This window comes from Parapusillimonas sp. JC17 (assembly GCF_052180245.1).
Taxonomy (GTDB): domain Bacteria; phylum Pseudomonadota; class Gammaproteobacteria; order Burkholderiales; family Burkholderiaceae_B; genus Parapusillimonas.
The window spans coordinates 3,948,613-3,975,010 of record NZ_CP197474.1 but is presented as its reverse complement, the minus strand read 5'-3'; the positions used below and the strand labels follow the sequence as shown (position 1 = coordinate 3,975,010).

General features: G+C 55.8%; 27 protein-coding genes. 14 read left to right on the top strand and 13 right to left on the bottom strand.

The annotated features are described in order from the left end of the window. The first annotated feature begins 25 nt into the window (after nucleotides 1-25). Nucleotides 26-1,381, top strand: a complete 1,356-nt coding sequence (locus ACSBPU_RS19235; RefSeq protein WP_442593396.1) for a tyrosine-type recombinase/integrase — start codon at nucleotides 26-28, stop codon at nucleotides 1,379-1,381. A gap of 112 nt (nucleotides 1,382-1,493) precedes the next feature. Here ACSBPU_RS19235 and ACSBPU_RS19230 read toward each other — a convergent pair whose 3' ends face one another. The 3 genes from ACSBPU_RS19230 to ACSBPU_RS19220 form a co-directional block, all read right to left on the bottom strand. Further along, a complete protein-coding gene (locus ACSBPU_RS19230) occupies nucleotides 1,494-1,778 on the bottom strand; it encodes a type II toxin-antitoxin system RelE/ParE family toxin (RefSeq protein ID WP_442593395.1) in 285 nt (94 codons plus the stop codon). Further along, nucleotides 1,775-2,053, bottom strand: a complete 279-nt coding sequence (locus ACSBPU_RS19225) for an antitoxin of toxin-antitoxin stability system (protein ID WP_442593394.1) — start codon at nucleotides 2,051-2,053, stop codon at nucleotides 1,775-1,777. Before ACSBPU_RS19225 ends, ACSBPU_RS19230 begins: the two co-directional genes overlap by 4 nt. A gap of 144 nt (nucleotides 2,054-2,197) precedes the next feature. Further along, a complete protein-coding gene (locus tag ACSBPU_RS19220) occupies nucleotides 2,198-2,389 on the bottom strand; it encodes a DUF4172 domain-containing protein (protein WP_442598433.1) in 192 nt (63 codons plus the stop codon). 421 nt (nucleotides 2,390-2,810) lie between these two features. Between ACSBPU_RS19220 and ACSBPU_RS19215 the strand changes: the two genes are divergently transcribed. Then, nucleotides 2,811-4,358: a hypothetical protein gene (locus tag ACSBPU_RS19215; protein ID WP_442593393.1), complete on the top strand. Its 1,548-nt coding sequence runs from the start codon at nucleotides 2,811-2,813 to the stop codon at nucleotides 4,356-4,358. 157 nt (nucleotides 4,359-4,515) lie between these two features. Continuing rightward, nucleotides 4,516-5,868, top strand: coding sequence for a tyrosine-type recombinase/integrase (locus ACSBPU_RS19210; protein ID WP_442593392.1), 1,353 nt, complete (start codon nucleotides 4,516-4,518; stop codon nucleotides 5,866-5,868). A gap of 146 nt (nucleotides 5,869-6,014) precedes the next feature. On the opposite strand, the gene ACSBPU_RS19205 is transcribed toward ACSBPU_RS19210, so the two are convergent. The 4 genes from ACSBPU_RS19205 to ACSBPU_RS19190 form a co-directional block, all read right to left on the bottom strand. Continuing rightward, nucleotides 6,015-7,061 carry a nucleotidyl transferase AbiEii/AbiGii toxin family protein gene (locus tag ACSBPU_RS19205; RefSeq protein ID WP_442593391.1) on the bottom strand — a complete coding sequence of 349 codons (1,047 nt, stop codon included), beginning with the start codon at nucleotides 7,059-7,061 and terminating at the stop codon, nucleotides 6,015-6,017. Further along, on the bottom strand, nucleotides 7,058-7,753 hold the full coding sequence (locus ACSBPU_RS19200) for a DUF6088 family protein (RefSeq protein ID WP_442593390.1): 696 nt from the start codon (nucleotides 7,751-7,753) through the stop codon (nucleotides 7,058-7,060). The genes ACSBPU_RS19205 and ACSBPU_RS19200 overlap by 4 nt, the downstream gene beginning before the upstream one ends. A 392-nt stretch (nucleotides 7,754-8,145) precedes the next feature. After that, nucleotides 8,146-8,682 carry a DUF3883 domain-containing protein gene (locus ACSBPU_RS19195; protein ID WP_442593389.1) on the bottom strand — a complete coding sequence of 179 codons (537 nt, stop codon included), beginning with the start codon at nucleotides 8,680-8,682 and terminating at the stop codon, nucleotides 8,146-8,148. A gap of 316 nt (nucleotides 8,683-8,998) precedes the next feature. Then, nucleotides 8,999-9,949, bottom strand: a complete 951-nt coding sequence (locus ACSBPU_RS19190; protein ID WP_442593388.1) for a putative phage abortive infection protein — start codon at nucleotides 9,947-9,949, stop codon at nucleotides 8,999-9,001. Between the two features lie 76 nt (nucleotides 9,950-10,025). On the opposite strand from ACSBPU_RS19190, the gene ACSBPU_RS19185 reads away from it, so the two are divergent. The 6 genes from ACSBPU_RS19185 (at nucleotide 10,026) to ACSBPU_RS19160 (ending at nucleotide 18,191) form a co-directional block, all read left to right on the top strand. Further along, nucleotides 10,026-10,124, top strand: a complete 99-nt coding sequence (locus ACSBPU_RS19185; protein ID WP_442593387.1) for a DUF2280 domain-containing protein — start codon at nucleotides 10,026-10,028, stop codon at nucleotides 10,122-10,124. Between the two features lie 529 nt (nucleotides 10,125-10,653). Next, the gene (locus ACSBPU_RS19180) at nucleotides 10,654-12,522 is read left to right on the top strand and encodes an SIR2 family protein (protein ID WP_442593386.1); all 1,869 of its coding nucleotides are present in this window, start codon (nucleotides 10,654-10,656) and stop codon (nucleotides 12,520-12,522) included. Beyond that, on the top strand, nucleotides 12,522-13,973 hold the full coding sequence (locus ACSBPU_RS19175) for an argonaute/piwi family protein (protein WP_442593385.1): 1,452 nt from the start codon (nucleotides 12,522-12,524) through the stop codon (nucleotides 13,971-13,973). The genes ACSBPU_RS19180 and ACSBPU_RS19175 overlap by 1 nt, the downstream gene beginning before the upstream one ends. Before the next feature lie 45 nt (nucleotides 13,974-14,018). Beyond that, the gene (locus tag ACSBPU_RS19170) at nucleotides 14,019-15,260 is read left to right on the top strand and encodes an HAD hydrolase-like protein (RefSeq protein WP_442593384.1); all 1,242 of its coding nucleotides are present in this window, start codon (nucleotides 14,019-14,021) and stop codon (nucleotides 15,258-15,260) included. Beyond that, nucleotides 15,257-16,975, top strand: a complete 1,719-nt coding sequence (locus ACSBPU_RS19165; RefSeq protein WP_442593383.1) for a DNA-processing protein DprA — start codon at nucleotides 15,257-15,259, stop codon at nucleotides 16,973-16,975. Before ACSBPU_RS19170 ends, ACSBPU_RS19165 begins: the two co-directional genes overlap by 4 nt. Nucleotides 16,976-17,114: 139 nt before the next feature. Next, entirely contained in the window at nucleotides 17,115-18,191 is a 1,077-nt protein-coding gene (locus tag ACSBPU_RS19160) for a phosphoribosyltransferase (protein WP_442593382.1), read from the top strand. A 26-nt stretch (nucleotides 18,192-18,217) separates the two neighbouring features. On the opposite strand, the gene ACSBPU_RS19155 is transcribed toward ACSBPU_RS19160, so the two are convergent. From ACSBPU_RS19155 to ACSBPU_RS19145, 3 genes are all read right to left on the bottom strand, one after another. Then, the gene (locus ACSBPU_RS19155; protein ID WP_442593381.1) at nucleotides 18,218-18,457 is read right to left on the bottom strand and encodes a helix-turn-helix transcriptional regulator; all 240 of its coding nucleotides are present in this window, start codon (nucleotides 18,455-18,457) and stop codon (nucleotides 18,218-18,220) included. A 191-nt stretch (nucleotides 18,458-18,648) separates the two neighbouring features. Continuing rightward, on the bottom strand, nucleotides 18,649-18,984 hold the full coding sequence (locus ACSBPU_RS19150) for a hypothetical protein (protein WP_442593380.1): 336 nt from the start codon (nucleotides 18,982-18,984) through the stop codon (nucleotides 18,649-18,651). An 18-nt stretch (nucleotides 18,985-19,002) separates the two neighbouring features. Beyond that, nucleotides 19,003-19,248: a hypothetical protein gene (locus ACSBPU_RS19145; protein ID WP_442593379.1), complete on the bottom strand. Its 246-nt coding sequence runs from the start codon at nucleotides 19,246-19,248 to the stop codon at nucleotides 19,003-19,005. 425 nt (nucleotides 19,249-19,673) lie between these two features. Here ACSBPU_RS19145 and ACSBPU_RS19140 point away from each other — a divergent pair, with 425 nt between their 5' ends. After that, the gene (locus ACSBPU_RS19140; protein ID WP_442593378.1) at nucleotides 19,674-20,195 is read left to right on the top strand and encodes a JAB domain-containing protein; all 522 of its coding nucleotides are present in this window, start codon (nucleotides 19,674-19,676) and stop codon (nucleotides 20,193-20,195) included. Nucleotides 20,196-20,239: 44 nt separating this feature from the next. Here the strand turns inward: ACSBPU_RS19140 and panB are convergent, their stop codons facing one another. Then, nucleotides 20,240-20,989 carry a 3-methyl-2-oxobutanoate hydroxymethyltransferase gene (gene panB, locus ACSBPU_RS19135; protein ID WP_442593377.1) on the bottom strand — a complete coding sequence of 250 codons (750 nt, stop codon included), beginning with the start codon at nucleotides 20,987-20,989 and terminating at the stop codon, nucleotides 20,240-20,242. A 29-nt stretch (nucleotides 20,990-21,018) separates the two neighbouring features. After that, nucleotides 21,019-21,447 carry an NUDIX hydrolase gene (locus tag ACSBPU_RS19130; protein ID WP_442593376.1) on the bottom strand — a complete coding sequence of 143 codons (429 nt, stop codon included), beginning with the start codon at nucleotides 21,445-21,447 and terminating at the stop codon, nucleotides 21,019-21,021. Nucleotides 21,448-22,073: 626 nt separating this feature from the next. Here ACSBPU_RS19130 and ACSBPU_RS19125 point away from each other — a divergent pair. From ACSBPU_RS19125 to ACSBPU_RS19115, 3 genes are all read left to right on the top strand, one after another. Further along, on the top strand, nucleotides 22,074-22,901 hold the full coding sequence (locus tag ACSBPU_RS19125; RefSeq protein WP_442593375.1) for a DUF932 domain-containing protein: 828 nt from the start codon (nucleotides 22,074-22,076) through the stop codon (nucleotides 22,899-22,901). Nucleotides 22,902-22,983: 82 nt separating this feature from the next. Continuing rightward, complete coding sequence (locus tag ACSBPU_RS19120) at nucleotides 22,984-25,059, top strand: ParB/RepB/Spo0J family partition protein (protein WP_442593374.1); 2,076 nt, start codon at nucleotides 22,984-22,986, stop codon at nucleotides 25,057-25,059. A 53-nt stretch (nucleotides 25,060-25,112) separates the two neighbouring features. Next, entirely contained in the window at nucleotides 25,113-25,319 is a 207-nt protein-coding gene (locus tag ACSBPU_RS19115) for a hypothetical protein (RefSeq protein WP_442593373.1), read from the top strand. Nucleotides 25,320-25,670: 351 nt separating this feature from the next. Here ACSBPU_RS19115 and ACSBPU_RS19110 read toward each other — a convergent pair whose 3' ends face one another. Further along, nucleotides 25,671-26,012 carry a hypothetical protein gene (locus ACSBPU_RS19110; RefSeq protein ID WP_442593372.1) on the bottom strand — a complete coding sequence of 114 codons (342 nt, stop codon included), beginning with the start codon at nucleotides 26,010-26,012 and terminating at the stop codon, nucleotides 25,671-25,673. A gap of 11 nt (nucleotides 26,013-26,023) precedes the next feature. Between ACSBPU_RS19110 and ACSBPU_RS19105 the strand changes: the two genes are divergently transcribed. Then, nucleotides 26,024-26,329, top strand: coding sequence for a DUF736 domain-containing protein (locus ACSBPU_RS19105; protein WP_101604540.1), 306 nt, complete (start codon nucleotides 26,024-26,026; stop codon nucleotides 26,327-26,329). Nucleotides 26,330-26,398 lie beyond the last annotated feature (69 nt).

The following is a 26,398-nucleotide window of genomic DNA, read 5'->3' as shown; positions in this document are numbered from 1 at the left end:
AGGTTTTCCCCTGAAAAGAGGCTGTATGGCTACCGTCAAACTCACAAAAACCGCTGTTGACTCGGCTCGTGCAACAGGCAAAGACTACGAACTGCGTGACACCCTGGTGCCGGGCTTTCTGTGCAAAGTTACTGCCGCCGGCAGCAAGGTATTCATGCTCCAGTATCGCACGAATGCCGGCGAACGCCGCAAGCCCAAGATCGGCTTGTACGGTGAGCTGACGGTAGATCAGGCGCGCAGCATTGCCCAGGACTGGATGTCGGACATCCGCAAAGGACTCGACCCCAGCGCGGCCAAGCAGGCCGCTCGACAAGCTCCGACGGTCAAGGATCTATGCGTTCAGTTTATCGAAGAGTATTCGAAGATGCGCAACAAGCCGAGCACCGTCGAGACCTATCAAGGGCAGATCGATCGCCATATCGTGCCGGAGTTGGGCAGGATCAAGGTGCCGGATCTGACACGCGCGGATGTGACGGCCATGATGCGCAATCATGCCCATACGCCGACCACGGCCAACCGTCTTCTGGCCTGCGTCCGAAAAATGTTCAACATGGCTGAGGTCTGGGGCTACAGGCCGGATGGTTCGAATCCCTGCCGACACGTGCCCAAGTTTCGAGAAGGCAGTAAAACACGCTACATCACTGACGAAGAACTGGCGCGCCTTTTTTCCTATCTAGACTTGGCAGATGAGGAAGGCCTGGAGCATCCCACGCTGACCTTGGCGATTCGCCTGCAGTTCGAATTCTCAGCACGCATGTCGGAGATCTGCGAACTGGAATGGTCTTGGGTGGATTTCGAAAAGCGCCGCGTTGTCTGGCCCGATAGTAAGACTGGCGGTATTTCCAAGCCGATGAGCGAACGTGCGTATCAGTTGCTGTCGAACGCGCTGCGCATCGACGATACGCCCTATGTATGTACTGCTATCTACAACAACTTTGCGCCATTGCCTGAAGGCACCTACTACAACTCGTGGAAACGCATCTTGGAGCGTGCCGGTGTGCCGCATGTGGGCACGCATGGCATCCGACACAGAGCGGCGACGGATATCGCCAACTCTGGTGTTCCGCTCAAGGTCGGCATGGCGCTGACCGCGCACAAAACGGTTTCCATGTTCATGACCTATGTGCATACAGAAGATGACCCTATTCGGCAGGCTGCAGAGAAGGTCGCCAACTTGCGCCAGGGCGTCATCGACAGATGCGCCCCTGCGACGCAGACGACTGCTGAAGCGTCTGCGCCTGTCGTTACGGATGCGTCAAAGACCGGCACCAGTCAGGGCAACTATCGGCCCTATCGTCATCGTAAAAGCCCGACCCGCGCTGTGCCGCCTGGCACGAAGCGCGCCGCTGAGTCAGATGCGCAGCCGACTGGCCGTTCCTAGCTGGTCATCGTCCAGGGTAAGCGATACTGCTGTGTCAATTCCGGCTTGCTCACCGCAGTCTTGAGTCTTATGTACTCGGCGTGGCAACGTCAGGTATTGCTAGGAAACAGGCTCAACGCTGCGCAGGCGGCCATTGACGGGCGACATGAACGAGCGTAAGTATCCAGACGCCCGTGGTATCAGCTTCGTACACCAAGCGGTAGTTTTCATGGACAATCAATTCGCGCGTGCCAGCGATGAGACCAGACCGCCCCAGGAGGGGATAGTCGATCAAGCGTGAAGCGGCCTCGCTGAATAGCGCATCCATCCGCGCTGCAGCAGCTTCACTGTCTTGAGCAATGTAGTCCCAGATGTCTCGGCGGTCTTCCAGGGCTTCTGGCGTCCAGACAAGCCTCATGCGTAACCGGCCACCTTGGCTCGGCGTGCCGCGAACTCGGCCTCAACCTCACTATTGTCATGCCCTTTGCCTTTGCGCATCGAGGCACGCCCAGCTTCGACTTTGCTACGCAGGAATGTCTCATATTCACGTGTCTCGCGCTGGCGCTGGATGAAGTCGCGCATCAGTTCGCGCATGATCTGTGACGCAGGTCGGTGGGCTGCCTCGGCTTCGGCGACAAAAGCGGCGCGCAACTCAGGCTCCAGCTTCATCGTAAAAACAGCTTCTTTGGGCATGGCGGTCTCCCATAGTGGGTACTAACGAAGTGTACACGTTTTTATGTCTTGCTCCCAGTGCGAGAGTCGAGCTGGAAAGGGCACGGCCTCAGCGCGGCCAAGCAAGCCTTACGGCAAGCGCCGATTCTCAAGGGGCCTGTGCGTTCAGTTGATCGAAGATCTGACTGAGGCGACGTCTAGCGTTTCGCCTTCGATGGAACTGGTTTGAACCACCTCTTCCGTCAGTGCAGCCAGGCGGGTTTCTTCACGCAGGCCTAGGCCGACATCGCTCAGACGATCCAGCAGGAGTCCCTGGGCGCTGCTGACCGCTGTCATGGGCTCGGCCAAGACGCTCAGATCGTGTCGCTAGACAGGCCAGGGCGGCGATTGCCAGATTTATTCACCGCATTTTGTGCGGTGATTGTGGGGGGCGATTCGCCGCATTGTCAATTGGCTAGGTTATAAGTTGGCAATCTAAGGGGAGGGGCGTGTGATCGAGCAGTTGGCGCAAGCCAGCTGCTCGACGACTTTGCGTCTGGCTGACGGTGTCCCATTCTTGCTTCTTCATGCTCTCAGGTGGGCACCACCATAGACCTTCCTTGAGAGCACGCCTTCCCAACGAGTAAGACGAAGCTGGGAAGTGAGAAGCCGACTCGAGAGAGGCCAGTTTCCTGGTACATGGGTCTCTTAGAAGATAAAATGATACATTGCCCTACAAAACGTTATGGCCCTATGTTTGAGAGGCCGACTAGTTAGACACTGTTCTTGGAGAGTAGGCTTGACTAATACTGCCACTAAAAGCCGGACGGAAAGAGGAGTGTTCCCCTCGAGTGCTTGGGTTCGTTTCCTACGTAGTTATGGCCCAACTCCAAACAATCTGACAATGTTTGATGAGTATGTGTCAGATGCCCTAAATAAAGCGAAGGTCCAACCGATTCGGTTGTCTACTCCACAGCTTGACGCAATGGTTTTGCACATTGAATCTAAGACGCCCGGCTCTTTATTGATTGCAGGTACAGCAGGCGATGGGAAGACTTACCACTGCCGAGCCTTGTGGACTCATATCGGTGGGGATGCCAAAGTTTGGGCAGACAAAAGCAATGTGAAAGAGCATAGGCTAGCTGATGGTCGATTGGCTGTTTTTATCAAAGATCTCTCTGAGTTCAACGGAGATGAAAGCGACCTTCCTCTCTCGCGATTCGAAAGATCAGTGTGCGAGGGCGATAATTCTGAGGTTGTGATTCTGGCTGCCAATCACGGTCAGCTTTTAGATCGCCTGCGAGATCTAGAAAAGCGTCAAGGTCGAGTACATCCTCTACGCAAGCCACTTCAAGAGTGTTTTTTACAAGCAGGCCTAGCTCCCGATCGACTTACCGTGTTCGATCTAAGCCGTACGACTAGTCGTACGACGTTTGATGAGGTTGCCAAGGCAGTGGCAGAGCACGCAGAATGGGCCAATTGCTCGCTCTGTGCCTTGAAGGGTGAAGGAAAAGTCTGTCCCATCGATGAAAATCGCCGTCGTCTGCTAGGCGAATCAGATGGTGGGCAACTCGCAAGTCGCCTTGGAGACTTGCTGGAGATTGCCCGGTTTAATGGTCTCCATTTACCGGTTCGTGATTTGTTGGCGTTATGTTCGAACATGATCCTAGGTTATTCCGACGCGAAGGTAGCCAAAGAAAATTTGATGACATGTGCCGATGTACCAAAGATCCAAGAAAGCGCTGGCATTAGCAAGGCAAGTATCTATGCCAACGCATTTGGGGCTAATCTGCCAAAACGCCGAGTGTCTGGTCGCCCCGTATTTAAAGCTATGACGAGTTTTGGTGTTGGAGAAGAGACCACGAACGCTGCTGATGGATTGTTGGTCTATGGTAAGGATGACATTAAGCTACGCGCTGATTTTGAACGGCTTGTTGCAAGCGATCCGATTTACGGAGCGACAGTCGAATTTCTATCTGCTCAAGATTCGTATCTTGAAGGCTATGAAAGTACACGAGTAGAAGGCGGAGCTGCCGAGTTTGTGGAGCTCCTGGAAGCGCAGAGGCGTAGGCTCTATTTCACCCTGCCCGAGGATGATCCTAGCTACGCTCGGTGGTCTATGACGGCCTTCCGCTACGCTGGTGATTATCTGACTATCATTCAGTCGATTCAGACACAAGCTGCTATCAGCGAAACAATACGAGGGCGTATCGCTAAAGGGCTTAACCGCGTACTTACCGGGCTGCTCTTGGAGAATGTTGATCGTATTTTCATTGCAAGTTCCGGTGGTTTCACCCAGAGTCGCGTGAGTGTCCTATGTGACCACGAGTCGAGCGGAAAAGGGTAGCATTTAACTACGCTGGAGCACGCAAGTCCTTGCTGTAGTTGGTTTTTCTATTTTTCTTTGGACGTTAACCTTACGCCTGAAATCGACCAAATACGGCTGAGTTTGCGCTCTGTTGGCTCCTATTTGGCTCCTAGATTTTCCCCTGAAAAGAGGCTGTATGGCTACCGTCAAACTCACAAAAACCGCTGTTGACTCGGCTCGAGCAACAGGCAAAGACTACGAACTGCGTGACACCCTGGTGCCGGGCTTTCTGTGCAAAGTCACTGCTGCTGGCAGCAAGGTATTCATGCTTCAGTATCGCACGGATGCCGGCGAACGCCGCAAGCCCAAGATCGGTTTGTACGGTGAACTGACGGTAGACCAGGCACGCAGCATTGCCCAGGACTGGATGTCGGACATCCGCAAAGGACTCGACCCTAGCGCGGCCAAGAAGGCCGCCCGACAAGCGCCGACGGTCAAGGATCTGTGCGTTCAGTTTATCGAAGAGTATTCGAAAATGCGCAACAAGCCGAGCACCGTCGAGACTTATCAAGGACAGATCGATCGCCATATCGTGCCGGAGTTGGGCAGGATCAAGGTGCCGGATCTGACACGCGCGGATGTGACGGCCATGATGCGCAATCATGCTCATACGCCGACCACAGCAAATCGTCTTCTGGCCTGCGTGCGCAAAATGTTCAACATGGCTGAGGTCTGGGGCTATAGGCCGGATGGTTCCAATCCCTGCCGGCATGTGCCCAAGTTTCGGGAAGGCAGCAAAACCCGCTACATCACTGACGAAGAGCTGGCGCGTCTCTTTGCCTATCTGGACTTGGCAGATGAAGAAGGCCTGGAGCATCCCACGCTGACCTTGGCGATTCGGCTGCAGTTTGAATTCTCGGCGCGCATGTCGGAGATCTGCGGATTGGAATGGTCATGGGTGGATTTTGAACAGCGCCGTGTTGTTTGGCCCGATAGTAAAACTGGCGGTATCTCCAAGCCAATGAGTGAGCGCGCGTATCAGTTGCTGTCCAATGCGCTGCGCATCGATGACACGCCCTATGTCTGCACTGCTATCTACGACAACTATGCGCCATTGCCTGAAGGCACCTACTACAACTCCTGGAAGCGCATCCTGGAGCGCGCCGGTGTGCCGCATGTGGGCACGCATGGCATCCGACACAGGGCGGCGACGGATATCGCCAACTCTGGTGTTCCGCTCAAGGTCGGTATGGCGCTGACCGCGCACAAGACGGTTTCCATGTTCATGACCTATGTGCACACAGAAGATGACCCCATTCGTCAGGCCGCAGAGAAGGTCGCCAACTTGCGCCAGGGCGTCATCGATAGATGTGCCCCTGTGCTGCCGACGGCTGCTGAAGTGTCAGCGCCTGTCGTTACGGGGGCGTCAACGACAGGCACCAGTCAGGGCAACTATCGACCCTATCGTCATCGTAAAAGTCCGACACGCGCCGTGCCGCCTGGCACGAAGCGCGCTGCTGAGCCCGATGTACAGCCGACTGGCAGATAGCCCATCCTCCAGGATAGCGGTACTGCCACGCTGATTTCTTGCTATGACAGAGCTTATCTATTGCCTATCGCAGTTCATCGAACAGGCAGGCCGTACGCAGTGAGGTTGAACTACGCAAGGCCAATGGGGCTTTCCAGGCTCGCGGCCTACAGCAGATGCGTGTTCAAGCGTTGTTCCAGGCCAGCAATGGCTTGGAATACATTGTCGATTGCAGGAAGCCGCCCGAAAATCATGCCACCCATTGCTTCGTAGTCGCGGGCCAGTGCATCACGCATGGCATCGGATGGCATCAAGCTGAATGAGCCATGTGCGGCTATGTCCAACCGCAAGTCCGCACTGCCGAAGAATAGCCGGGCGTGTCGTGCACAATCCTGTGCTAAGTCGCGGTCGATTATCCATGCTGCTGCATCGGGATGCTCAAGCAGCCGGTATACATCGTAATAGTGCCGGGAAACGCGCTGGCCGCCTTGACGCAGTAGCTTTCTGCGGTCGTGCCATTGGCGCAGGCCATGCAGGATAATGATCTTGTCCCAAAAAGTGCGTTCAGGCTTGACTGTCGTGACGTTGCGCACTGCCATGTCCAGATCGGGTAGTTCGTCGCTCACATAGGGGGTGATGATTGCTGCTTCGTGTGGGTCCAGCGCCGACTTGGCACCGGCCTCGATCTTGACGGCGGAACGAATGTAGTCGTTGGTGGTAGCCGTCACCGGGGGATACCAGAACAGCAGTGTTTGCTGGTCAGTGTCGTCGGGGTCCAGTTCCAGACGGAAGCGGTCAGCGGGTAAGGCATTCGCTGCGACTGCTCGAAGTTGCGCCGCCATACCTTCAGCGATGTACTGTTGGCAGGCGGTGCGAATACGCTCCAGCCGGATGCGCCGTTGCTTACCGCTCAAAGTGTCCAGATCGGCGGCCTCGGCAGGCTCGCCGATGTCTTCGCGGAATACCGTGATGTCGATGTCCTCGGAAAACCGAGAAATCAAGCCATAGGCTTTAGATAGGGATGTGCCGCCTTTGAAAAGCAGTCGCGGGCCGTCTGACGGCAGGCTGTTGAACAGTGCGTCCAGCGTCCAACATACCCAGAAATCTTTCTCGACGTTATGAACCGCTGTGCCCAGGCGGGAGGCTGTTGTCAGAAATAGGTCGCGTTGTTCGTCATCAGTGGCTCCGATGATGATCTGGAAATTTGGGTTCATGCCACTGCCTCGTTGCGTCGGCGACGTTGGCCGGAGATAGTCGTCGGTACGCCATGGTCTCCAGCTAGCGGATCGCAGCCAGGTAGTTCACGAATAATGGCTTGCATCCAGGCCGGCAGCGTGTTGAACCCCGCCATCAAGTCCTGGCGGATGGCATCGCCTTGTGGGCCGGCGAGCACTTGGGTCAATCGTTTGATGATGCGAGGCTTGTCAGCAGGCAGAGTGTCCTTTAGCCAATGTAATGCCTGTACGACACGCATGGCCGGGCGGCCGGCCCAATACAGACGGCTCGGTGCGGTGAGCTTGAAGGAGATGGTCAGGTTATCGAGCTGGATGGTGCGTCGGCGTGCGTCGGTATGGATGATGACATGTGCGGGCACCGCGTCCGTAAGTCCTAGATCGTTGGCGGCGGTCATGCCATCTACCAACAGGCGCAGTTGGTCGCGGCGTGCAATCGCATCCACGACGGCACGGTAGTCAGGGGCCGCTGTCTTCTTGGTCAGGCTGTTCACCCTGGGCCGGTCGTACAGGCCGCGGTCGATGCGACGAAGTTGGCCAGCCGCGACCAAGCGTTGGAGCGCTTTGTCCACGGCATCACGATTGCCAAGGTGAGAAAAATCGGTCGGCACCCACACTCGGCCGGAAGCGGACGCGTCGATGTGGGCCATGAGCTGAGCTTTGATATCGTTCATAGAGAGCACCGTTGTCCGATATTTGTACGCGTTTTTCGGACTTTTGGCAAATCTGTCCGATATTTGTGTGTGTTTTTCGGACGTTTTGGCAAAGGTATGTGAGGAGGGAGAAAGCCCACTCGCGCAGCGCAAAGCCCTAGCGTGACGGGTGTTGTGTTGAAGGGGATACCCATAAACAGCTCTCAGAGACATGCACATAGAACCAAATGGCGCGAGCCAGATCGTTTGTGCCGAGCATGGTGTAGTGGATCATGGTTGCTCTGGACCCTATTGCCTGGTGGTACATAATTCGGGATAGGCGCAGCAAAGCGTTTGGATGATGATTCGTTCAGGTGCGACTGCGCCTGCGCCTAGAAGTAGCCCTCCGGTCACCGAGCGAACCCCGGAGACCTTTAAGCAAGTGCTTTCAGTCGGGCGCGGTAATCTAACGCCTCCAATTCGAGGTTGGCCTGCAGTGATCCTCTGAGGATGAACAGTTGAGGCTTACTGGAGAACTCAAAGAGGCGATACAGGCAGAAGGAGTCCTCGGACTCTTCGGAGAACTCCACTTCATTTCGGGTCACAATGAACGGTGTCATGCTGCCGCCATTGGTCGTTTTGACTTCGATGAAGCGTGCCTGTTCGTCCTCCTCGAACGACAGGATGTCGTAACCAGCGCCGTCACCGAGACGATCTGATATCCAGTCGATCTTGCTGACCAGGTCATGTCGATCCGCGTTGGTCAATCGTGCCGTCTCGAACTCCACGGTCCACGCCTCGCCGCTATAGCCCAACTTGCGGTTATGTTCGTCGCGTTGCGCGTAATCGAATTTCCGGGCGAAACGTGGGCGCTTACGTTTCACGGGTAGTGATTCGACTTTGGGCGGCTCGACCAGGACGCCGAGGAATTTTTGTTCGCCTGGGGTGGTTTGGGCTTCCAAATCATCCATGACGGTAGTCAATACGGTCTGATGTCGACTGACGTAGTCGGCTACTGTTTGACGCAGCAGTTCCTGTAGGTTGGACCTAGGCTTATATCCGCTAGTATTTGTCAATGCCGCAACTGATTGATTACTATGGTTTAATTTTTCATATGCTGGCAAAAGGTACAAAACTAGGGACAAGGCTGCTGCTGGCAATCCATTACGCGTCAGCTTGTGGGCGTTTTGAGTTCAAGCAAGGACGTGTCTTTCCACCATAAAAAGCGTTCAACCCCACGTGTGATGGCCTCAGCGCGCAACTGCTAGAGTCTGTTCGAAATACATCTTAGCTATTCTTCCAGTGAATCTCTATAGCTTTGTCTGTGCTGAAAGCTGACGAGCAATATGGCACTGGGTCATTCTCATCATAAATAGATATCAGTGTGGGGTATAAGCGGATCTCAAGATTGTCGAATAGCGCATAGCGGTTAACGTAATCATTCATGGGCTGTCCAGTTTCTGTAAGGCCATTTACATAAATTAGTATCAGTTCATGGTCGCTTAGCTGCGCTCTAAGTACGCTTGCGTAGTGGCGTTTTTCTGCCGGCTCAAGGGATTCGTGCCCATCTATCCAGCGCAGAATGCCAAATAGCGTTCTTAAGGATGTTCGTACGGCTTCGCCTTGATGCTCATATATTTGGTTCCAGCTCCGCACGAGGCCATTCCTGATCTTTTGTTTTTTCGTCTCTTTTTCATCCGCGGCGCGCATGGTGGCTGAACAGTTGGAGAAAAGAAAGTCAATCATTCTGGAAATTGCGTTTGTTCCTGTACTGATATGTTCCTCAGGAATTCTGCTGACATTCTTCAGTGAAATCTCAGGCGAAACTTTGGGGAATCTAAATCCTGAAACTTGCTGTTTATAGTCGCGCAGCCAACCGAAGAACGACTGTTCAAATGCTTGTCTTAACATTATCCTACTTTGTGCTGCTATTTCGCAGCTAGTCACTTCTAAATGCTTGCGCTGTTCCTTCAGTCCGCGCTGCTGGAGTTTAAGCGTTTCGACGAGTAAAACAATCGATGCAAAACCAATGAAGGGGCCGACTGTTCCGCCAAAAAAATCTCCAAAGCCCGCCCAGTCGCTCGTGCTGGAGGATGGGGAGTGCTTATGCACTATAACGAACCAGATGAAATAGCTAGCAATCGTGGACGTAAGAGCTAGATACGCGAGAACACGCATACTACGCATAATTTGATCAGTATTTCGATCTTGATCTGATGATGAAGTGTCAATTTCCATGAGAGCGGTTCCTGAATAGGTTTTTATGGGACTCATAGTGAGGATGGGTTAACTGGGGAATAACGGATTTGACACTATGGCGACGTTTTCGGATACGGTGAGGCAGTTCATCGTACAGGCGGTGACCTGCTACGATGCGCCCCAACAAGTCTCAAATGGCGTTAAGGAAGAGTAAGGGATCGTAGTGCCGCGCTCGCGGGTAAGATCCAGGGCGAGGCCTGGGCACACGTAATCGATCGCATACCCTGGCCAGAAAGCTACCGGAAACGCCATATTTCGTCGCCAAATGCATTGCCGGCTCGAACCAGATCGCTTCGTAGAGTTGTTCTCGATTTACGGTTTTTTGGTCGCTCGGTTCGTTTCCAGAATGGGTTGTTTGATCCATATGTCGCGACCTCTTGGGGGAAATGCTCAATCACTGACATTATTTCCCGAACTGATCATCGTTTCATGTGTCTGTGCTGGTCTTGATCGCAAAATGCCGGGTCGCGTGTCGCGGATTACCTTGGCTCAACTGTATCGAGGTCATCCGCCGATGGTGCGTAAGCATCAGAAACCGCGATCCATGCATCAAGCGCTTTGGATATCCAGCAGCAGATCCGTGAGTGGCTATGACACCGTATGAATACCGATGACACTGACGTTGTTGTGTGATATGGTTCTTCTAAGTGTAATAAATATTTTCCGGCTGTCGGGGTTGTCACTTGTCCAATATTCCGGTCATGGCCGCTGCGCAATTCGCAGCCACCTTTGCTCTGCGGCCTCACTTGTTCTCGTGGTTCCTGGGTGCTGGCGCCTCGGCGGCTTCTGGCATCCCGACCGGTTTCGCCATGATTGGCGACTTTAAAAAGCGCATATTCTGCAGGGAGACGGGCTATTCCTTGCGAGAGGTTGATACGGGAGATCCGCTTTGGATTGAACGAATCGACGATTTTTTTCGTCGGACCGCATTACTGCCGCCTAATGGTGATCCTCGCGAGTACTCAGCGGCCTTCGAAGCGGTGTATCCCAACGAAAAACAACGGCGCCAGTATATTGACGATGCCATTTGTAAAGGCACACCTTGCTTTGGCCACCGGATGCTGGGCGCATTGATGGTTAGCAAACAGCTCAACTGCGTTTTTACGACAAATTTCGATGCGTTGGTCGAAGAGTCAGCGGCTGAAGTCAATGCACTTTTGCCGGCGCAGACGAGAGTAAAACCTGTTGTGGCCGCGCTTGATTCCGCAGACCGTGCGCAGCGTTGCTTAGATGAGTCAGACTGGCCTCTCATCGCTAAGCTGCACGGAGACTATCAGTCCGTTTTAATCAAAAATACCGACAGTGAGCTAGCACACCAAGACGAAAGGATGCGTCACGTTCTGACGGAGTCGTGTAAACGTTTTGGGTTGGTGGTCGTGGGCTACAGTGGACGTGACGCTTCTGTGATGCAGGCGTTGGAATCGGTGTTAAGGGATCCAAACCCCTATCCCAACGGTCTGTACTGGGTGACGTCGTCTACCAATCGATTGCTGCCCGCCGTACAGACACTATTGAGCAATGCGGTGCTCGCTGGCGTCGATGTTGCCATTGTTGAGGCCAAGACCTTTGATGAATTGGCTGCAGATTTGTTGACACAAACTCAGCTATCGGAAATGCTGATCCAGCATGTCTTGCAATACCAGGCACCGCCTCGGCTTGAACCCGTCAAACTATTTGGGGAATACGCTCGACCTTTCCCTGTGTTGCGCTATTCAGCATTGTTGGTCAGCGAATTGCCCCGTGTGGCAAGGCGCATGGTTTTGAAAAAAGCGGCAACTACGGCGGACGTGCGTCAGCAATTAAAAGAGAAGAAGTGCCGGGCGGTCGTGGCTGCTATGGGTCGGGAGCTGGCGGTGTTTGGCAACGATTCCCAGGTTGTGGAGGCGCTGGCGGATTTCGGGGCGCAGCCAGCCGGTACGATTGAGTTGAACCCGGATCGGGATAGTTGGGCGCTCGGCTTATTGTACGAAGCCATGGTCAGTGCACTTTCCTATCGCCGGCCTTTGCGACCTCGCTACAAGCGCTCAGGCCACTCATTGATCGTGGCGCCTCCCCGTACTGATGAAGATCCGGAAAAGGCTCAGGAGCGGCAGACACAGCTCGCGGCACTTCGTTCGGCTTATGAGTCTGACCTGACTGGCACTGTGCCCAAGCTCGATTATCCCTACCAGGAGGGCATCTTTCTAAAGCTAGAGCAGATCGAAGACCGTTGGTGGTGTGGTTTTGAGCCCTATACCTTTGTGAGTGTTCCGCGAAGACACTCGTCTGAAAGCGACGGAGAGGATGGCCAGGGCGCGGGTCGGCCTCAGGTTGCTCGAGCAGGCGATCCTGCCGGCGATTGGCGACGCGAGCGCTGGGTTCAGAAATATAACCGGCAATGGGCGAGCATCATCAATGCGTGGGCTGCCTTGCTGACTACATCGGAGAGGGGGACACTGTCAGCGTTCGGCTTGTCCAGCGAACAAGGGGTGGATGCGGTGTTTGCGGTCTCGCCGGTGACTGGTTGGAGTCGACCGGCTCATCACGACAATTACTTTGATAGGACAAAGTAATGGCGCTTCCAGCATCAGCCTCCAAACTTCCACCATTTAGCCTGCTCGACGAGCCGCTGCTTGTCTTCTCTCCTGAGAAGGCCGATGACCTTGATGTTCATCCGCTTCGAGGTCTAAGCCGGTATGGGCCATTCTCCAAAGGTTCGTTCGGAGCCTTTACTGCGAACGTTAGGGTGGCCACAGTCGGCCCCGATAGCGCGTTCAAACAGCGCGGGACGTTGTTGGCGATGTTGCGAAATTCGTTGCAACCCACAGATCGAACCGAGTATGTCCCTACCTATCCCGGGTTCGAATCGCTGTTCCACGTGGGATTAGTATCAGCCCCTCCAGCGACTCATATCCGTTGGCCTGATTCGCTTAGCCAGCTTGATGGGCAGGGTACGTTGGAGCAACGGCTTTACCAGGCGATGGACGCGGCGCTGCGTCGGCTAGAGGCGATGCGCAACGAATTTGATGTGGTTGTAGTGCATTTTCCGGATGCATGGGGGCCTGCGACTCGAAGCATGGAGCTTGATGCGCACGATGCCTTGAAGGCTTTAGGGGCCAAGTACAACATTCCCACGCAAGTTATCAACGACAGGGCCTTTAATTTCAGGCATCGGGCATCATTGGCGTGGCGGCTTGCCATTGCTCTATATGTCAAGGCTGGGGGAATTCCCTGGAAGTTGGCTCGGGTTCCTAGCGTGCCGGATGAAACGGCATATATCGGATTGGCCTATGCATTGCGGGGGGATCAGCGTGATGCGCACTTTGTGACGTGCTGTTCGCAAGTGTTCGATATGGATGGTGGCGGCATGCAGTTTGTGGCGTTTGAGGCCCGGGATCCGGTAACAGACCTTGAAGAGGCCAAACGCAATCCGTTTCTCAGCCGCGACGATATGCGTGCGGTGTTGGCGCGTAGCTTGACGCTCTACCAAGACAGAAATGGGGGAAGTTTGCCCAAACGGTTGGTTATACATAAGACCACTGCTTTTAAAACCGAAGAGCTGGACGGTGCTTTTGACGCGCTGGCGGGCATTCCAGAGGTTGAGTGCATCGAGATTGGTGGACGCACAAACTGGCGAGGCGTTTGGCTGATCGACTCCGGAAGACAAGTGCCGCCGAGTAAACCATCGGCGTATCCGGTGCCACGCGGAACGGTTGTGGTGCGTTCAGGCGTGTCAGCTTTGCTTTGGGTCGCCGGGAATGCCCCTGATGCATCCACAACCGGAAATTATTACCAGGGAAAAAAAAGCATCCCCAAGCCGCTGTTGCTTACGCGTCATGCTGGGCGGGGGCCTCTGGAGGTTGTGGCTGCAGAGGCCTTGGCACTGTCAAAGATGGACTGGAACAACGATGCTTTGTACGACCCCGTGCCTGTCAGTATCCGATACTCCCAAAAGTTAGCTAGAACTATTGCCAACGTACCGGATCTTCCTGGAAAAGTTTACCCGTACCGACTATTTATGTAGAACTGACAAGGCAAAAAAACTGATGCCGAGGAGAGGGGGGGACGCATGTTTGATATTTGCCTATTTGACCTGGATGATACGCTGCTCCGCACGTCAGATCTCAAGGAGATACGGGAGTCGTGTAAATGTAACGATGATCCGGATCGACTGCAAATGTTGAGAGAGCAATTGGCAGAGATGGACGGGCGGCATATCTATAGCCTCGCTCTCTTGCAGCAGATACGTACAGAGTTCCGTAAACTGAGGCTAGGGGTGTTTACCAGATCCCCCAAAAGTTATGCTCTGACAGTTTTGGGATGGGCCTATCCAGGGCTCAAGTGGGATGTGGTGGTGGCGTACGAGGATGTGCGGCGCACCAAACCGTATGGTGATGGGATCGACCATGCGATGGAGACCTTTGGGGTTGAAGACCTCGACCGAGTGATCTTGGTAGGTGACACCGATGCGGATGTCAGAGCAGGCTATCATTGTGGATGTGTGGTAGCGCTGGACAGGGGAGCTTGGCCGTACTCGAAGGAGTCCACACACTGGAACGCTGAGAGGCTTGTTCCGGACGTGCTTCTCGATGATCCCGATGACTTGTTAGACGTGTTGCGCCGACCGCACGCTCACTTGCCCGAGTTGGAGCGTTTGCTGGCTGGTGGGGAGAGGCCGAAGAGACTGCGTTTCGATAAAATTAACCATTTCATTCCTAAGGTGGCAGATGGAGATCGCACTGCATTTCCGATTTATGTAGCTGGAAGGTCGTTTGCCAACTACGACTCAGTTCAGTATCGAAAACAGTGGCATGAACTGACTGCATCTATTGGGGAAAATAAGGAAGCAGATGTTTTTCCCAGTGAATGGGTAGTCGCAATCAGGAGTTTTATTGATAACCATTATCTGGCATTGTTTGGTGTAGTTCGTATTGTGGTAAGTGTTGTTCCGCACCGACCCGGCAGAAAGGCACGCTTGGAGAATTTTCTAATGCAGTTGGAGCAATCTGTGCGAGAACAACCGCTTGAGGGTTTTGAGATTATCTGTCAGCCGGAACTACTAGGATACAAACAGGGTGTCAAATCGCAGCACAATGATCATTTGAACCATACAGAGCGTTTTCTGAATGTCCGGGACCATTTGTTTGTGAATAATCCTGATCAGCTGGCAGCGAGAACATCCTATTTGATCATTGATGATGTGACCACGACAGGAGCATCTTTGATCTACGCAGGGAAATACCTGAAGGAAGCAGGCGCTCAAGAGGTCACGTGCCTGTCAATGGCAAAGAATATAGGCAACATCATATGAGTTCTGTTTCTCCAGCGACGCAAACACTTTTGGCTCTATCCATGTTGAAAGGGGTGGGGCCGGCCGCGCTGAAGAAAGTGGCAGCTCTTCCCAATTTTGAGGACATACCTATCGAGGCGCTGACGAAATCCATCCCGGCTATTGAAAAGGCATTGTTAGAGCCGGATGCGTGGATTATTGCTCAGGAGGCGGCAGCCAAGCAGATAGATGAGGCGTTGTTGCACGAAGCGCGCATTATATCTGGCGTGGATCAGGAGTATCCGTCGTTGCTTGCAGCGACCAAGGACGATCCTTTCATTTTGTTTGTCAAGGGCACGCTTGCCCAGGCTTCGGAGCGCTCGGTTGCGATCATAGGTACACGCGAACCTACCATGCATGGTCAGCGTATTGCCGCGAGCATTACGAAGTTCTTCGTTGAACGAGAATGGAGCATTGTTAGTGGATTAGCAATCGGGTGTGATGCAGTGGCGCACCAGACCGCTTTGGAGGAAGGCGGTCATACCGTGGCTGTGTTGGCGCATGGCCTGCAAATGATCGCACCAACCAGGCATAGAAAATTGGCCGATAAAATTCTCGATGCAGGTGGAGCCTTAATTAGCGAGTATTCTTTTGGGCAAATTGTACGCGGTCAACAGTATGTGAAGCGCGATCGTACCCAGGCGGGTCTCGCCCAAGGGGTAGTAATGATTCAGTCCGATATAAAGGGCGGTAGTCTTTATGCGTCTCGCGCATCGCTCGATTATGACCGTTGGCTTGCTGTGCCGTATCCTACGGACAAGGATAGAGAACGGGGCGAAGCGAAAATACAAGCGAATTTAGTAATTGCTGATGGTGACGCTGAGCAGCGGACAGAATTATTGCGTTGTTCCCCAAGTAAATTAAAAAAAATCATCGTGCTGCACAGCCGAGAACAATATCTTCAATTGCTTGGACCGGTAGGTCAGTCTGCGCAAGAAAGCTCTTCTAAGCCACAGCTTGAGCAGCTTAGTAGCGGCCAGCCAATATTGACCGAATCTGGTAGTAAACCGTCAGTTACGGTAGAAGCGGATGAAGGTTTCGAGGAGCAACTACCTAGATCTGTACAAGATAACGAAGCGCCAGTCCCTATTGCGAAAGTCAATACATCATTGAGAGAGTCTGTTTCACGCCGAGTCGTGTTTAGCAAGGGCTGGTTGGCTGGTCTGAAAATTCAACAGATACCGGCGGAAGGCTCTCAAGACTTCAAGAACCTACCTAAAAAACTACGTAACGGCGGTTTGTTAGCAGCGCTATCAGCTCGGCTTCGATATCTCCAGATGCAGTTGGATCTATTGGTTGAATTGTCTTCTAATGCCAGAGGTATTGCTGACGACGAGCATCGACTGGTGATTCAGTTCGTCGTAGAAGTTATGGTTGCTCATATGCAGCGGGCGGTAGGAGCGCTGACTGAGTTGGCTGGGGATGAGCATATATATGAGCGTGACCTTTTCACTGCAGAAAACAATGGAAGGCAAGAAACTCCTCAGCAATTTGAGCTTGGATACGCTCGAATACCAGAGCAAGAATCTGACTTCTTGCTAGGCACACTGGATGAATTTTTGGGCACATTGCTTCAGCCACTGAGGTTCGCAGAGGGGTGTGCTGGGGCGCACGGAGTGCTTGGCGATGTGGAGCTTCGCTTTGATGACCTAGTCACGACATTTAATGCCTTGATTGCGAAGGGGTTGAATGTATAGCGAAAAGCACTTTTTCTGCGCTGGGTGAAGTCATGTTGCGACGATGCAAAGAGCGCATAATTATAAAGGACTGAAAATGCTAATAATAATGACCTCACCGGATGCGGTGTTACGTGCGGGCTCACCGGATCCTGACCTTGTGAGTGTGCTGATCGAGGCTAATAGGACGGGCAATGCCGTAGCTTTGGTTTCTAATCATGCTGAGCCTAGTTGGTTTCAGAGTGCATTCGGGGGGAGCGGTGTACAGTTCCTGCAAGAAAGAGGACGTCAGTCTGGTGAAATCGTCTCACAAAACGCCGAGCGATTGAACTTAAAGCCCTTCGATGTCATTGTGCTGGCATCCAAGGATGTGGACGTTCAGATGGGTAAGAATGGTCGTGCGCTGCTGGTGGCTGCCGGTACTTCAGCATCAAGGCAAGTGCAATCTCTTGGTGTTCGTGTTAATGATGCGAGTGAGTTTGCTCAGGTAATCCAGTTGACTGCGGGCTGGTCAGGACATTGGTGGTTTAGCGGTGATGCGCCGAATTATTATGTGCGTGCACTTTCTGATTTGTCTGGGTATGGCAAGCCGATCACGCAGCAGGAGTTTGCGAGGAGATTGACTAATACCGTAAAAAATGGCGGTGCTCGCCTTAATGCCTTGTTGGCGGTTACAGCACGGTCATTGCTTATCGACGGTGCCGATACGATCAGCAATTTGGTGTGGGGAGTATATCCATCTTCTCAAAGCACAAATGATGATAGAGATACTCTGTCTGACTTTACGCATCGTTTGCGGACTACTGTCTCACGGGTTCGTTACGCTGAACGTGGGGAACCTCTTTTTATTCGTCATGCCCCGTCGGTTAAGCGATCTGCAGGCGGAGGGGGCGACCGTACCGATCCAAGTGGACAGATACAGACGATCCATTTGAATCCTAGATATAACACCGGTAATCAGCTACGGGGCAAGCACGTCATTGTGGTGGATGACTGCACAACGTACGGCGTGTCGTTTGGCGTGGCGGCTGCCTTCTTGCGTAAGGCGGGGGCTGCTTCGGTCACTGGCATTGCGCTCGGAAAGTTCGGCAATCAGTTGCGACAGTACGATATTGAGATTTTGACTGATCCTTTTGCTCCAGTAGTGGCAGGAGGGTATGTTGTTCATTCGCAGTTATCTTTTAATGGGAAAACCAATCAAGTTACCCAACAGGTCCTACAGGAACTTATTTCATAACATCATCTTGTTTGGTGCGGCGGTGCTTACTCGCTTGCGTTAGGGGGAAGTACGTAATTAGTAGGATCGTCGATCCAGGCCTGCAGATCCTGGGCGGTCCAACCGCTGGCACGGCCCCCCAGCTTGACCGGCGCAGGGAAGCGACCGGCGGCGATACGGCGGTAGAGGGTGGAACGGCTCAGAGAGGTGATGCGAATCACGTCTTTCATGCGATAGAACGCAGGCTGAAAGCTTCCAGGGGCACTGTCTCGTCTCGGAGTGGTCATGGCGATCTCCCAATGTGTCGGCATGACGCCATCATCCGGCTGATCCCGTGTTTTGCTCAACTCAGTAGGGCTTAGTGAGGCGTATGTCGCCTTTGCTTTAGGCGTATCGCCTCCCCTGGGGGGATGCAGGCTGTCGGGCGGGGTTTTCACCTGTGCTGTGGGCGCACAGAGGTGGACTGCTTGCCGGGTTCTCAGCCGCCGTGTACGGCGCAGTAGCCACCACTCTCGCATACAGCTTTCCAGGCGGCAGGTTCCAGGAAAGTGGCACCGACGATGGCGTTACGACAGCGATTGCCTTTCTGTGTCGTTGCGGAGCAATACACGCTGCCCTCACTGGATAGCCATTCGACGTAGTCCGTACGGCTCAGCCCCATCAGCTCGCCATAGACTGTCTGCTTGTCTTGTAGTAGTCGCAATGCCTGTTCCGGATTCGCCACAATGGTTCGAGCTCCGCTCAGCACGGGTACGCTGACCGCCAGTTGACAGCTGGCTTCCTCCAACGCCTTGAGTAGCTGCAGTCTTTCCATTTTTTTCCCTTGTGACTGTCAATGTACGGACGACGGGATGTCGTCATGGACGCCGTTGTCAAAGACCGTCCGGTCCATCATCGTCTGAAAAATCTGCATGATTGCGGCTTCGCTGGGTTGCCCCAGCACTTTGACGGCCAAGCGCACGGACTCGGTCAGTGTGGCTTCGACATGCTGGCTTACCACGTGTGGAGGGGCCGCCCAGCTGGGAAAAGGGGTATCGAGTGGCCCCAATGCTTCGTCATTGTCGTCGTGATGGAACATGCCTCTGTCCTTTGAAGTATTGGCTTCATTCTCTGCGACGGGATAGAGGCTGTCTATTCGTAGTTCTAACAGGGTTCAATTTGTCCTGCTCAGCTATTTGGCATCCTGAACAGCTGAGCGTCACCCGCTGATTGCGGGTCGGGTGGCTTCAGGTTCGCTATTCGCTCATCCCTGGCGGGACTGGCGAGGCCAGCCTTGCGTCCCCCTGACGCCTGCCGCGTGCCTGCCGGCACTTGCCTCAAACCCAGTGAGAGTGGGTGGCGGCCTTGTTTCCTCCCAGTGTGCCATGCCGTTCTCGGGCTCAAGGGCGGCGCGCACGCGTGCGCTTGCGGCCGATGGCCGTCTGACGACCCTGTGACCCCATGCGCTGCGGCATGACCCCTTCGGTTCCAGGCAATTCCGCCTGATCCGAACCGGAGGCTGACATGCAGCAATACGATCTTTCCCTTGAACCCCTGAACGCTGACGCATTGCTGGTGCGTGAAGTAGACGGTGCCGTGCGTCCGGCCAGCCGTAAAGAAATCCTGGCGGTAGCGCGTGAACTGGTCAAGGCTGACGATCTGCGTGGGCATGATTTATCCAGCCCTGCGCTAGTCAAGGAGTTCCTGCAGTTGCGTCTGAATGCAGCGTTGGAGTACGAAGTCTTCGGGCTGATTCTGCTCGATAGCCAGAACCGCTTGATTGAATACCTGGAGCCGTTTCGTGGCACCGTCAATCAGACAGCGGTCTATCCACGGGAAGTGGTAAAGCTCGCATTGGCAAGGAATGCAGTGTCCGTCGTGCTGGTACATAACCATCCGTCCGGTTCACGGGAGGCCAGTCGTGCAGACATCGCGCTGACCAAGCATCTGAAGGATGCGCTGGGGCTGGTGGATGTGCGGGTGCTCGATCATTTCATCGTGGCTGGCGCGCAGGTCGTGTCCATGGCGGAGGCGGGATTGCTTTGAGTCGGAGGACGGGAGGCCGTAGGGCCTCCCTCAGCAGTGAAGACCTACTTGAATGTACCGGATACGACCTGTTCGACGTACTCCTTGGCAGCGTCTCGTATGGTCTGACCCACATAGGCGTATTGCCTTGAAAACGGCGGCCACTTCTCACCCATACCAATAGCATCATTGATGACCAGCACCTGGCCGTCGCAAGCCGTGCCGGCGCCGATGCCGATGGTGGGAATGGAAATGCTGGCGGTGATGCGCTGCGCCAGGCTATCGGGGATATGTTCGAGCACCACCATGAATGCGCCGGCTTCGTCGATGCCTTTGGCATCGGCCAGCAGCCGCTGGGCATCCTCTTCGTCCTTGCCCACTTGTTTGAAATTCGCTGCTGTTTGAGGCGTGAGACCTGTATGGCCGACGACTGGGATACCGTGGGCGACCAGGTGGCGGATGACATCGAACTTGGGGCCTTCGAGCTTGACGCTGTCCGCGCCGGCCTCGATCAACTGCTTTGCGTTGCGCAAGGCCTGTTCGGGAACATCATCGCTGTTGTACGGCATGTCGCCGATGATGTGTGTCTCGGGCGCTCCGCGCCGTACGGCGCCGATGTGATAGATCGTGTGCGCCATCGTGACTTCACGCGTGCTGGCGAAACCCATTTCCACCATGCCGACGGTATCCCCAACCAGGATGGCCGCTACGCCAGCTTGCTCCAGGCACCGGGCAATCGGCGTGGTATAGGCCGTCAGGACGGCGATTTTCTCCTTCGATTTCTTCTGTAAAAGATCGTCGGCTAAGTACTTCATGGGCTCCTCCAGTGTGAGTTTATGTAGGTTTAAGGGGCGGCGTCGTCAGTCAATACGCGTTCGAGCAGCGACGGCAGCCATTCCGGTTTGAACAGGGAGGCTGGCTGCGCTTTCATGTCTTCTGTGCGCCACCATTTCCATGCTTGAATCGTGGTTTTTTCTTCCTCTGTCCAGCCTTCACTCTGGATAGATGCCTGGGCTGGGCTGCGAACCAGAAAGTATTGCTCCAGCCATCGTGCAGGGGTTGAGCGAGCGACGGCATAGACGGCGTCTCTTTCTTTTAAAAGCGGGCCGATCTCCAGGTTCAGCCCGGTTTCTTCCTGAAGTTCGCGTCTGGCTGCCTCCAGATAGCTTTCTCCAGGCAACAGTTCGCCGCCAGGGGTGGCCCAGAATGGGGCTTGGTGCTCATCGTGATACCGGAACAGCAGGAGCTTTCCGTTTGCATCAACGATCAACAAGCGTGAGGATCGTCTAGTTTCCATTCCCATCATCGTCCGTCGATATCTGCTGGATTGCCCACATTAATGCGGGATCCGGCAGGCATAGGTGTGCATCTCTGAAGTTTACTTGCGTAGCGAATTTCGTTCATTGCGGTACTGCGATGGTGCGTCTGTGCTTCGCACACCGGGCTGCTCCTGGTTCGCTATTCGCTCATCCCTGGCGGGACTGGCAGAGCCAGCCCTGCGCATCCCTGACGCCTACGGCCCGACTCTCTCGCTTCGGGCCTGCGCGCTTTGCTTGCGTGCTGTCGGCATCCCTATCAGGCTGTTGCCGGCTTCATCCGTTTTTCTTCCCTCATCGCCAATCTCCGCGACGGTAGCCCGTGGCCGCGTGCCGTCAAGGCGCGCCAGGCCGTGTCCTCGGCTTGCGCCTGCGGGCCGCACCACCCCTGACGCTTGTTTCCTTGACGTCCCGTCGTCCGTGGGCTCCTGACGCCGCGGGCGATGAACTCAGGAAAACGGTGGCAAACCAGGCCAACCGGGGTCTTCGTGCCGACCGCACAACAGCCGAAAGGCTTTGGGCTCCGAATCTAGGAACCCGGTGTGCGGTGAACAGCCAGCCAACTTTTGTCAGGAGAACTGCCATGCGTCTAGCTTCCCGTTTCGCTTCCCACGCTCCCATGCTGCGTAGCGACATGCCCCTGTCCGATGACCAGATTCACCGGGTAGCGCCGTCCATCTTTGCGGATGCCCCGCATGACAGCCGCTCGGAACGCTACGCCTATATCCCTACGGTCGAGGTGCTGACGCAATTGCGCCGCGAGGGGTTTGAACCCTTCATGGTGTGCCAGACCCGCGTGCGCGATGAAGCGCGCCGCGACCACACCAAGCACATGCTGCGCCTGCGCCATGCCAGCCAGATCAACGACACCGAAGCCAACGAAATCATCCTCTTGAACTCGCACGACGGTTCCAGCAGCTACCAGATGCTGGCCGGAATGTTCCGCTTTGTGTGCCACAACGGACTGGTGTGCGGCGACACGGTGGCCGATGTCCGAGTGCCGCATAAAGGCAACGTGGCCGATCAGGTGGTGGAAGGGGCATACGCCGTGCTGCAAGGTTTTGAACAAGCCCGCCAATCCCGCGAAGCCATGCGCGATATCACACTTGACGAGGGCGAAGCCCACGTATTCGCCCGCGCCGCGCTGGCGCTCAAGTACGACGGCCTGGACAAGCCCACGCCCATCACAGAAGAACAGGTGCTGATGCCGCGCCGCTACGACGACCGCCGCCGTGACCTCTGGATGACCTTCAACCGCGCACAGGAAAACCTGATCAAAGGCGGTTTGTCTGGGCGCAGCGCCAATGGCCGCAGCCAGCGCACCCGTCCTGTGCAGGGCATCGATACCAACCTGAAACTGAATCGCGCCCTGTGGCTGCTGGCCGAAGGCATGCAGCAGTTGAAAGCCTGAGTTCCCCTCACGCGGCAGGGGCAGGCAGCGACCCTTGCCGCGTTATGTACTGCTGCATTCCCACACTCTAGGAGATTTGATCATGAACGCCATCAACCACAATGAAACCCAAGCCATCGCCAGCATGGCCGCATACGCCGCCGCCGTCGTCGAGGCCGAATCCATCGGGCAGGACGCTATAGAGCAGGAAACGCAAGCCCCAGAACGCATACAAGTGCCGCTGTCGCAGCTTCGCGTCTCGCGCCGCAACGTGCGCAAGACCGGCGCGGGCGGTCAGTCCATCGCGTCGCTGGCAGCCAGCATCGAACGCGTCGGCCTGCTGCAAAACCTCACCGTCACGGCAGCCTCCAACGGCGAGCATTACGAAGTCGTGGCCGGTGGCCGACGCCTTGCCGCGCTCAAGCTGATGGTCAAGACCAAGCGACTGGATGCGCAGTGGCCGGTGCCGTGCCTGCTGGTGCAAACGCAAGATGCCCGCAGGGTCAGCCTGACCGAGAACCTGCAGCGCGAAGCCATGCACCCGGCCGATCAGTTTGAAGCCTTCGCCGCACTGGTCAAGGAAGGCCGGCCCATCGAGGACATTGCGGCCGATTTCGGCGTGACGCCCTTGGTGGTGCAGCGCCGTCTCAAACTGGCGAACGTATCGCCGCGCCTGATGGCGGACTATCGCGCCGACCAGATCAATCTGGAACAACTCATGGCCTTGTCCATCACCGATGACCATGCCGCGCAGGAAGCCGCGTTCTACGACGCGCCCGACTGGCAGCGCAGTCCGACGGCGTTGCGTGAGCGCCTGACCGAGCGGGAAGTGGATGCCAGCCATCCAATGGTGCGCTTTGTCGAGCTGGACGCCTACGAAGCCGCAGGTGGCAGCATACGGCGCGACCTCTTTGCTGAGGACGACAGCGGCATCTATCTGGATGACTTCACCTTGCTGGAACGGCTGGTGCAGGAAAAGCTGGATGCGCTGGCCGAGACCACACGCGCCGAAGGTTGGGCATGGGTGCAGGCCGTGCCGCAGTTCAGCTACGCCGACCGTCAGGCTTTCCATATCGCCCCGCAGGTAAATCGGGAACCGACCGCCCGCGAAGCCCGCCGCATGGCGGTGCTGCAAGGCCGCATCGAGCGCACCGATGCCGAGCTGGATGATGCCTATGAGGCCGAGGACGAAGACAAGGTGCAGGCGCTGGAAAGTCGCCGCGACGCCCTGATGGCGCAGCTAGCCGAGATTGAGGAAAGCCTCCTCACCTATACGCCGGAAACCCTGAGCGTGGCCGGTGCTGTGGTCAGCATCGACCGGGAAGGTCAGCCCGTCGTTCATCGCGGCCTGCTGCGCGAGACCGAAGCCAAGGCGCTGCATACCTTGGAACGCCTGCGCCAAGGGTTTACGCAGGGTGATATCGAGGATGACGACGCAGACAGCGGCGGCGATGACGTGCCCGCCAAGACCGCCATCTCAGACCGGTTGGCCCAGCGTCTGAGCGCTCACCGTACAGCCGCCGTGCAGGTTGAACTGTCGCGTAAGCCGCAGGTGGCGCTGGCCGTGCTGGCGCACAATCTTGCGCAAGCTACCATCCAAGAGAGCGGCTACTGGTCGGCATCGGTGCTGGAAGTGAAGGCAAGCCGCAAGGGTGATTTCGAGCAAAGCGCCCCGGACTGGCCGGATTCCCCGGCAGCAGCGGCCTTGCATGAGCAAGTACAGGCATGGCGTGACCGCCTGCCGTCCGATAACGATGCCTTGCTGGCCTATCTGATCGCCTTGCCACAGGATGAATTGCTGAACCTGCTGGCGCTTTGCACGGCGCTGACCGTTAATCTGACCGTGGCGCGTGCCGACGAGCCGCAGCTTGGGCAAGACATCGCGCAATCGGTGGCGCTTGACATGGCGGCATGGTGGCAGCCTACAGCCGAGCGCTATTTCCAGCATCTGCCCAAGGCAGCCATCCTTGAGGCGGTGGGCGAATTCGCACCCGGCGAAGTCAGCCGCTTGTCCAAGTTGAAAAAAGCCGCACTGGTCAGCGAAGCCGAGCGGTTGGTGGCAGGCACCGGCTGGATGCCCGCCTACCTGCGGGCAGAGCCGGGTATCGACGCGTCTGAGTCGGCTTCCAAGCCCGAGCAGGAAGACACTTCTGAGACGGATGCGGCCATCGCTGCCTAAGCGGCTGACACCCTGGCCCCGAGGTTTCGGGGTCAGGGTGCGCCTTGATACCCATGCACAGTACTCAGTCCGTAGGGCCGCGAGCGAGCGCCAACGGCGCCAGCGATGTTCTGGCACATCGCTGGCTTGGCGTGAATGATATCGGCCTCTACCGCCCGCCATTGGGCTGGACGGTAGAGGCCGAATGGACAGACGTTCATCCGGTCACCGGAAAACGTCTGCGCAGCCGACAGTGGTGGCTGGTAGCCACCAAATCATAATCTCCAGCCCTGGCAGCCACCTTGCGGTGGGATGGCAGGGCTGGTCAATCCTTGAACAGCGCAGCGCAAAGCCAGCGACATCAAGGGCTGCAACAAACCCTTCATCAGTTATTCACAGGTTTGCCCACCGTAATTGTGGGTAAGGTGGCCCCTGGGGCTGACCGATTGCCGCTCAGCCCGTTCCAGTACCCTGCAGCAAGTTGCCTCCGTCGTCGTCAGGCATCACGCTGGGGGACGCAGGGCATGACTGGCTTCATGACATTTACCGCTTACAGGTCTTCTAACCTCAGTTGCATGCGGCAAGAAGACCTGTCGTGCACGTTTGTACAGGGCTAGATGTTGATGGCACGGTCAGACCTGCAGGGCGACAGTGTGGATGGTGACTCGGCGCAGATCATTGGCGCAGTTCCGCGTACCGACACGACTCCTTGAACGGCGTCCTGACCCAACGGCGGCCTTGTTTGTCGTGAATCCTGTCTGCGGCACGCCAGCCGTGGGCTGGCTCGGACTGATGCGGCGCAACCGGCCGGCACAACGATTTTCCCCTGCGCTGGCGCGCATTCCTCGCGGAGCCAAAATCGCCGTGCCTTGCCGGTCGTCCACTGCGTTTCCGTCCCTGCGGGATGCGCCGCGCCCGACCTCCGACGAACGGATCACACCAAGGACGCGATGGGCGCGGACTTGCAACCTCAAGGAGAAACGTCATGTCTCAAATCGGAATCTTCACTGCCAACGACAACGGCTACACCGGCACGCTGCGCACCCTGACGCTGAACGCCAAAGTCTCTTTCGTGCCCGTGGAACACGACAACGACAAAGCCCCGGACTATCGCATCATGGCCGGCCAGGTCGAACTGGGCGCCGCATGGAAGAAGGTCTCGAACAACGACCGGCCCTATCTGTCGGTGACGATCGACGACCCATGCTTTCCTGCGACCATCTACGCACGCCTGATCGAAGGCGATGACGGTAAGCACTACCTGCACTGGTCGCGGCCCAAGGCGTCCTAAACATACGCCCCAGCGCCCGGTTGATCGGGTGCTGGCATGCGCTGCTCAGTGTCAGTGCTGGGCAGCGTT

Bases quoted from the DNA above. Each gene is read 5' to 3' on its own strand.
- ACSBPU_RS19235 (WP_442593396.1), top strand. From the start codon at position 26: ATGGCTACCGTCAAACTCACAAAAACCGCTGTTGACTCGGCTCGTGCA.
- ACSBPU_RS19230 (WP_442593395.1), bottom strand. From the start codon at position 1,778: ATGAGGCTTGTCTGGACGCCAGAAGCCCTGGAAGACCGCCGAGACATC.
- ACSBPU_RS19225 (WP_442593394.1), bottom strand. From the start codon at position 2,053: ATGCCCAAAGAAGCTGTTTTTACGATGAAGCTGGAGCCTGAGTTGCGC.
- ACSBPU_RS19210 (WP_442593392.1), top strand. From the start codon at position 4,516: ATGGCTACCGTCAAACTCACAAAAACCGCTGTTGACTCGGCTCGAGCA.
- ACSBPU_RS19205 (WP_442593391.1), bottom strand. From the start codon at position 7,061: ATGAACCCAAATTTCCAGATCATCATCGGAGCCACTGATGACGAACAA.
- ACSBPU_RS19200 (WP_442593390.1), bottom strand. From the start codon at position 7,753: ATGAACGATATCAAAGCTCAGCTCATGGCCCACATCGACGCGTCCGCT.
- ACSBPU_RS19195 (WP_442593389.1), bottom strand. From the start codon at position 8,682: ATGGATGATTTGGAAGCCCAAACCACCCCAGGCGAACAAAAATTCCTC.
- ACSBPU_RS19190 (WP_442593388.1), bottom strand. From the start codon at position 9,949: ATGGAAATTGACACTTCATCATCAGATCAAGATCGAAATACTGATCAA.
- ACSBPU_RS19185 (WP_442593387.1), top strand. From the start codon at position 10,026: ATGGCGACGTTTTCGGATACGGTGAGGCAGTTCATCGTACAGGCGGTG.
- ACSBPU_RS19175 (WP_442593385.1), top strand. From the start codon at position 12,522: ATGGCGCTTCCAGCATCAGCCTCCAAACTTCCACCATTTAGCCTGCTC.
- ACSBPU_RS19170 (WP_442593384.1), top strand. From the start codon at position 14,019: ATGTTTGATATTTGCCTATTTGACCTGGATGATACGCTGCTCCGCACG.
- ACSBPU_RS19165 (WP_442593383.1), top strand. From the start codon at position 15,257: ATGAGTTCTGTTTCTCCAGCGACGCAAACACTTTTGGCTCTATCCATG.
- ACSBPU_RS19155 (WP_442593381.1), bottom strand. From the start codon at position 18,457: ATGACCACTCCGAGACGAGACAGTGCCCCTGGAAGCTTTCAGCCTGCG.
- ACSBPU_RS19150 (WP_442593380.1), bottom strand. From the start codon at position 18,984: ATGGAAAGACTGCAGCTACTCAAGGCGTTGGAGGAAGCCAGCTGTCAA.
- ACSBPU_RS19145 (WP_442593379.1), bottom strand. From the start codon at position 19,248: ATGTTCCATCACGACGACAATGACGAAGCATTGGGGCCACTCGATACC.
- ACSBPU_RS19140 (WP_442593378.1), top strand. From the start codon at position 19,674: ATGCAGCAATACGATCTTTCCCTTGAACCCCTGAACGCTGACGCATTG.
- panB (WP_442593377.1), bottom strand. From the start codon at position 20,989: ATGAAGTACTTAGCCGACGATCTTTTACAGAAGAAATCGAAGGAGAAA.
- ACSBPU_RS19125 (WP_442593375.1), top strand. From the start codon at position 22,074: ATGCGTCTAGCTTCCCGTTTCGCTTCCCACGCTCCCATGCTGCGTAGC.
- ACSBPU_RS19120 (WP_442593374.1), top strand. From the start codon at position 22,984: ATGAACGCCATCAACCACAATGAAACCCAAGCCATCGCCAGCATGGCC.
- ACSBPU_RS19115 (WP_442593373.1), top strand. From the start codon at position 25,113: ATGCACAGTACTCAGTCCGTAGGGCCGCGAGCGAGCGCCAACGGCGCC.
- ACSBPU_RS19105 (WP_101604540.1), top strand. From the start codon at position 26,024: ATGTCTCAAATCGGAATCTTCACTGCCAACGACAACGGCTACACCGGC.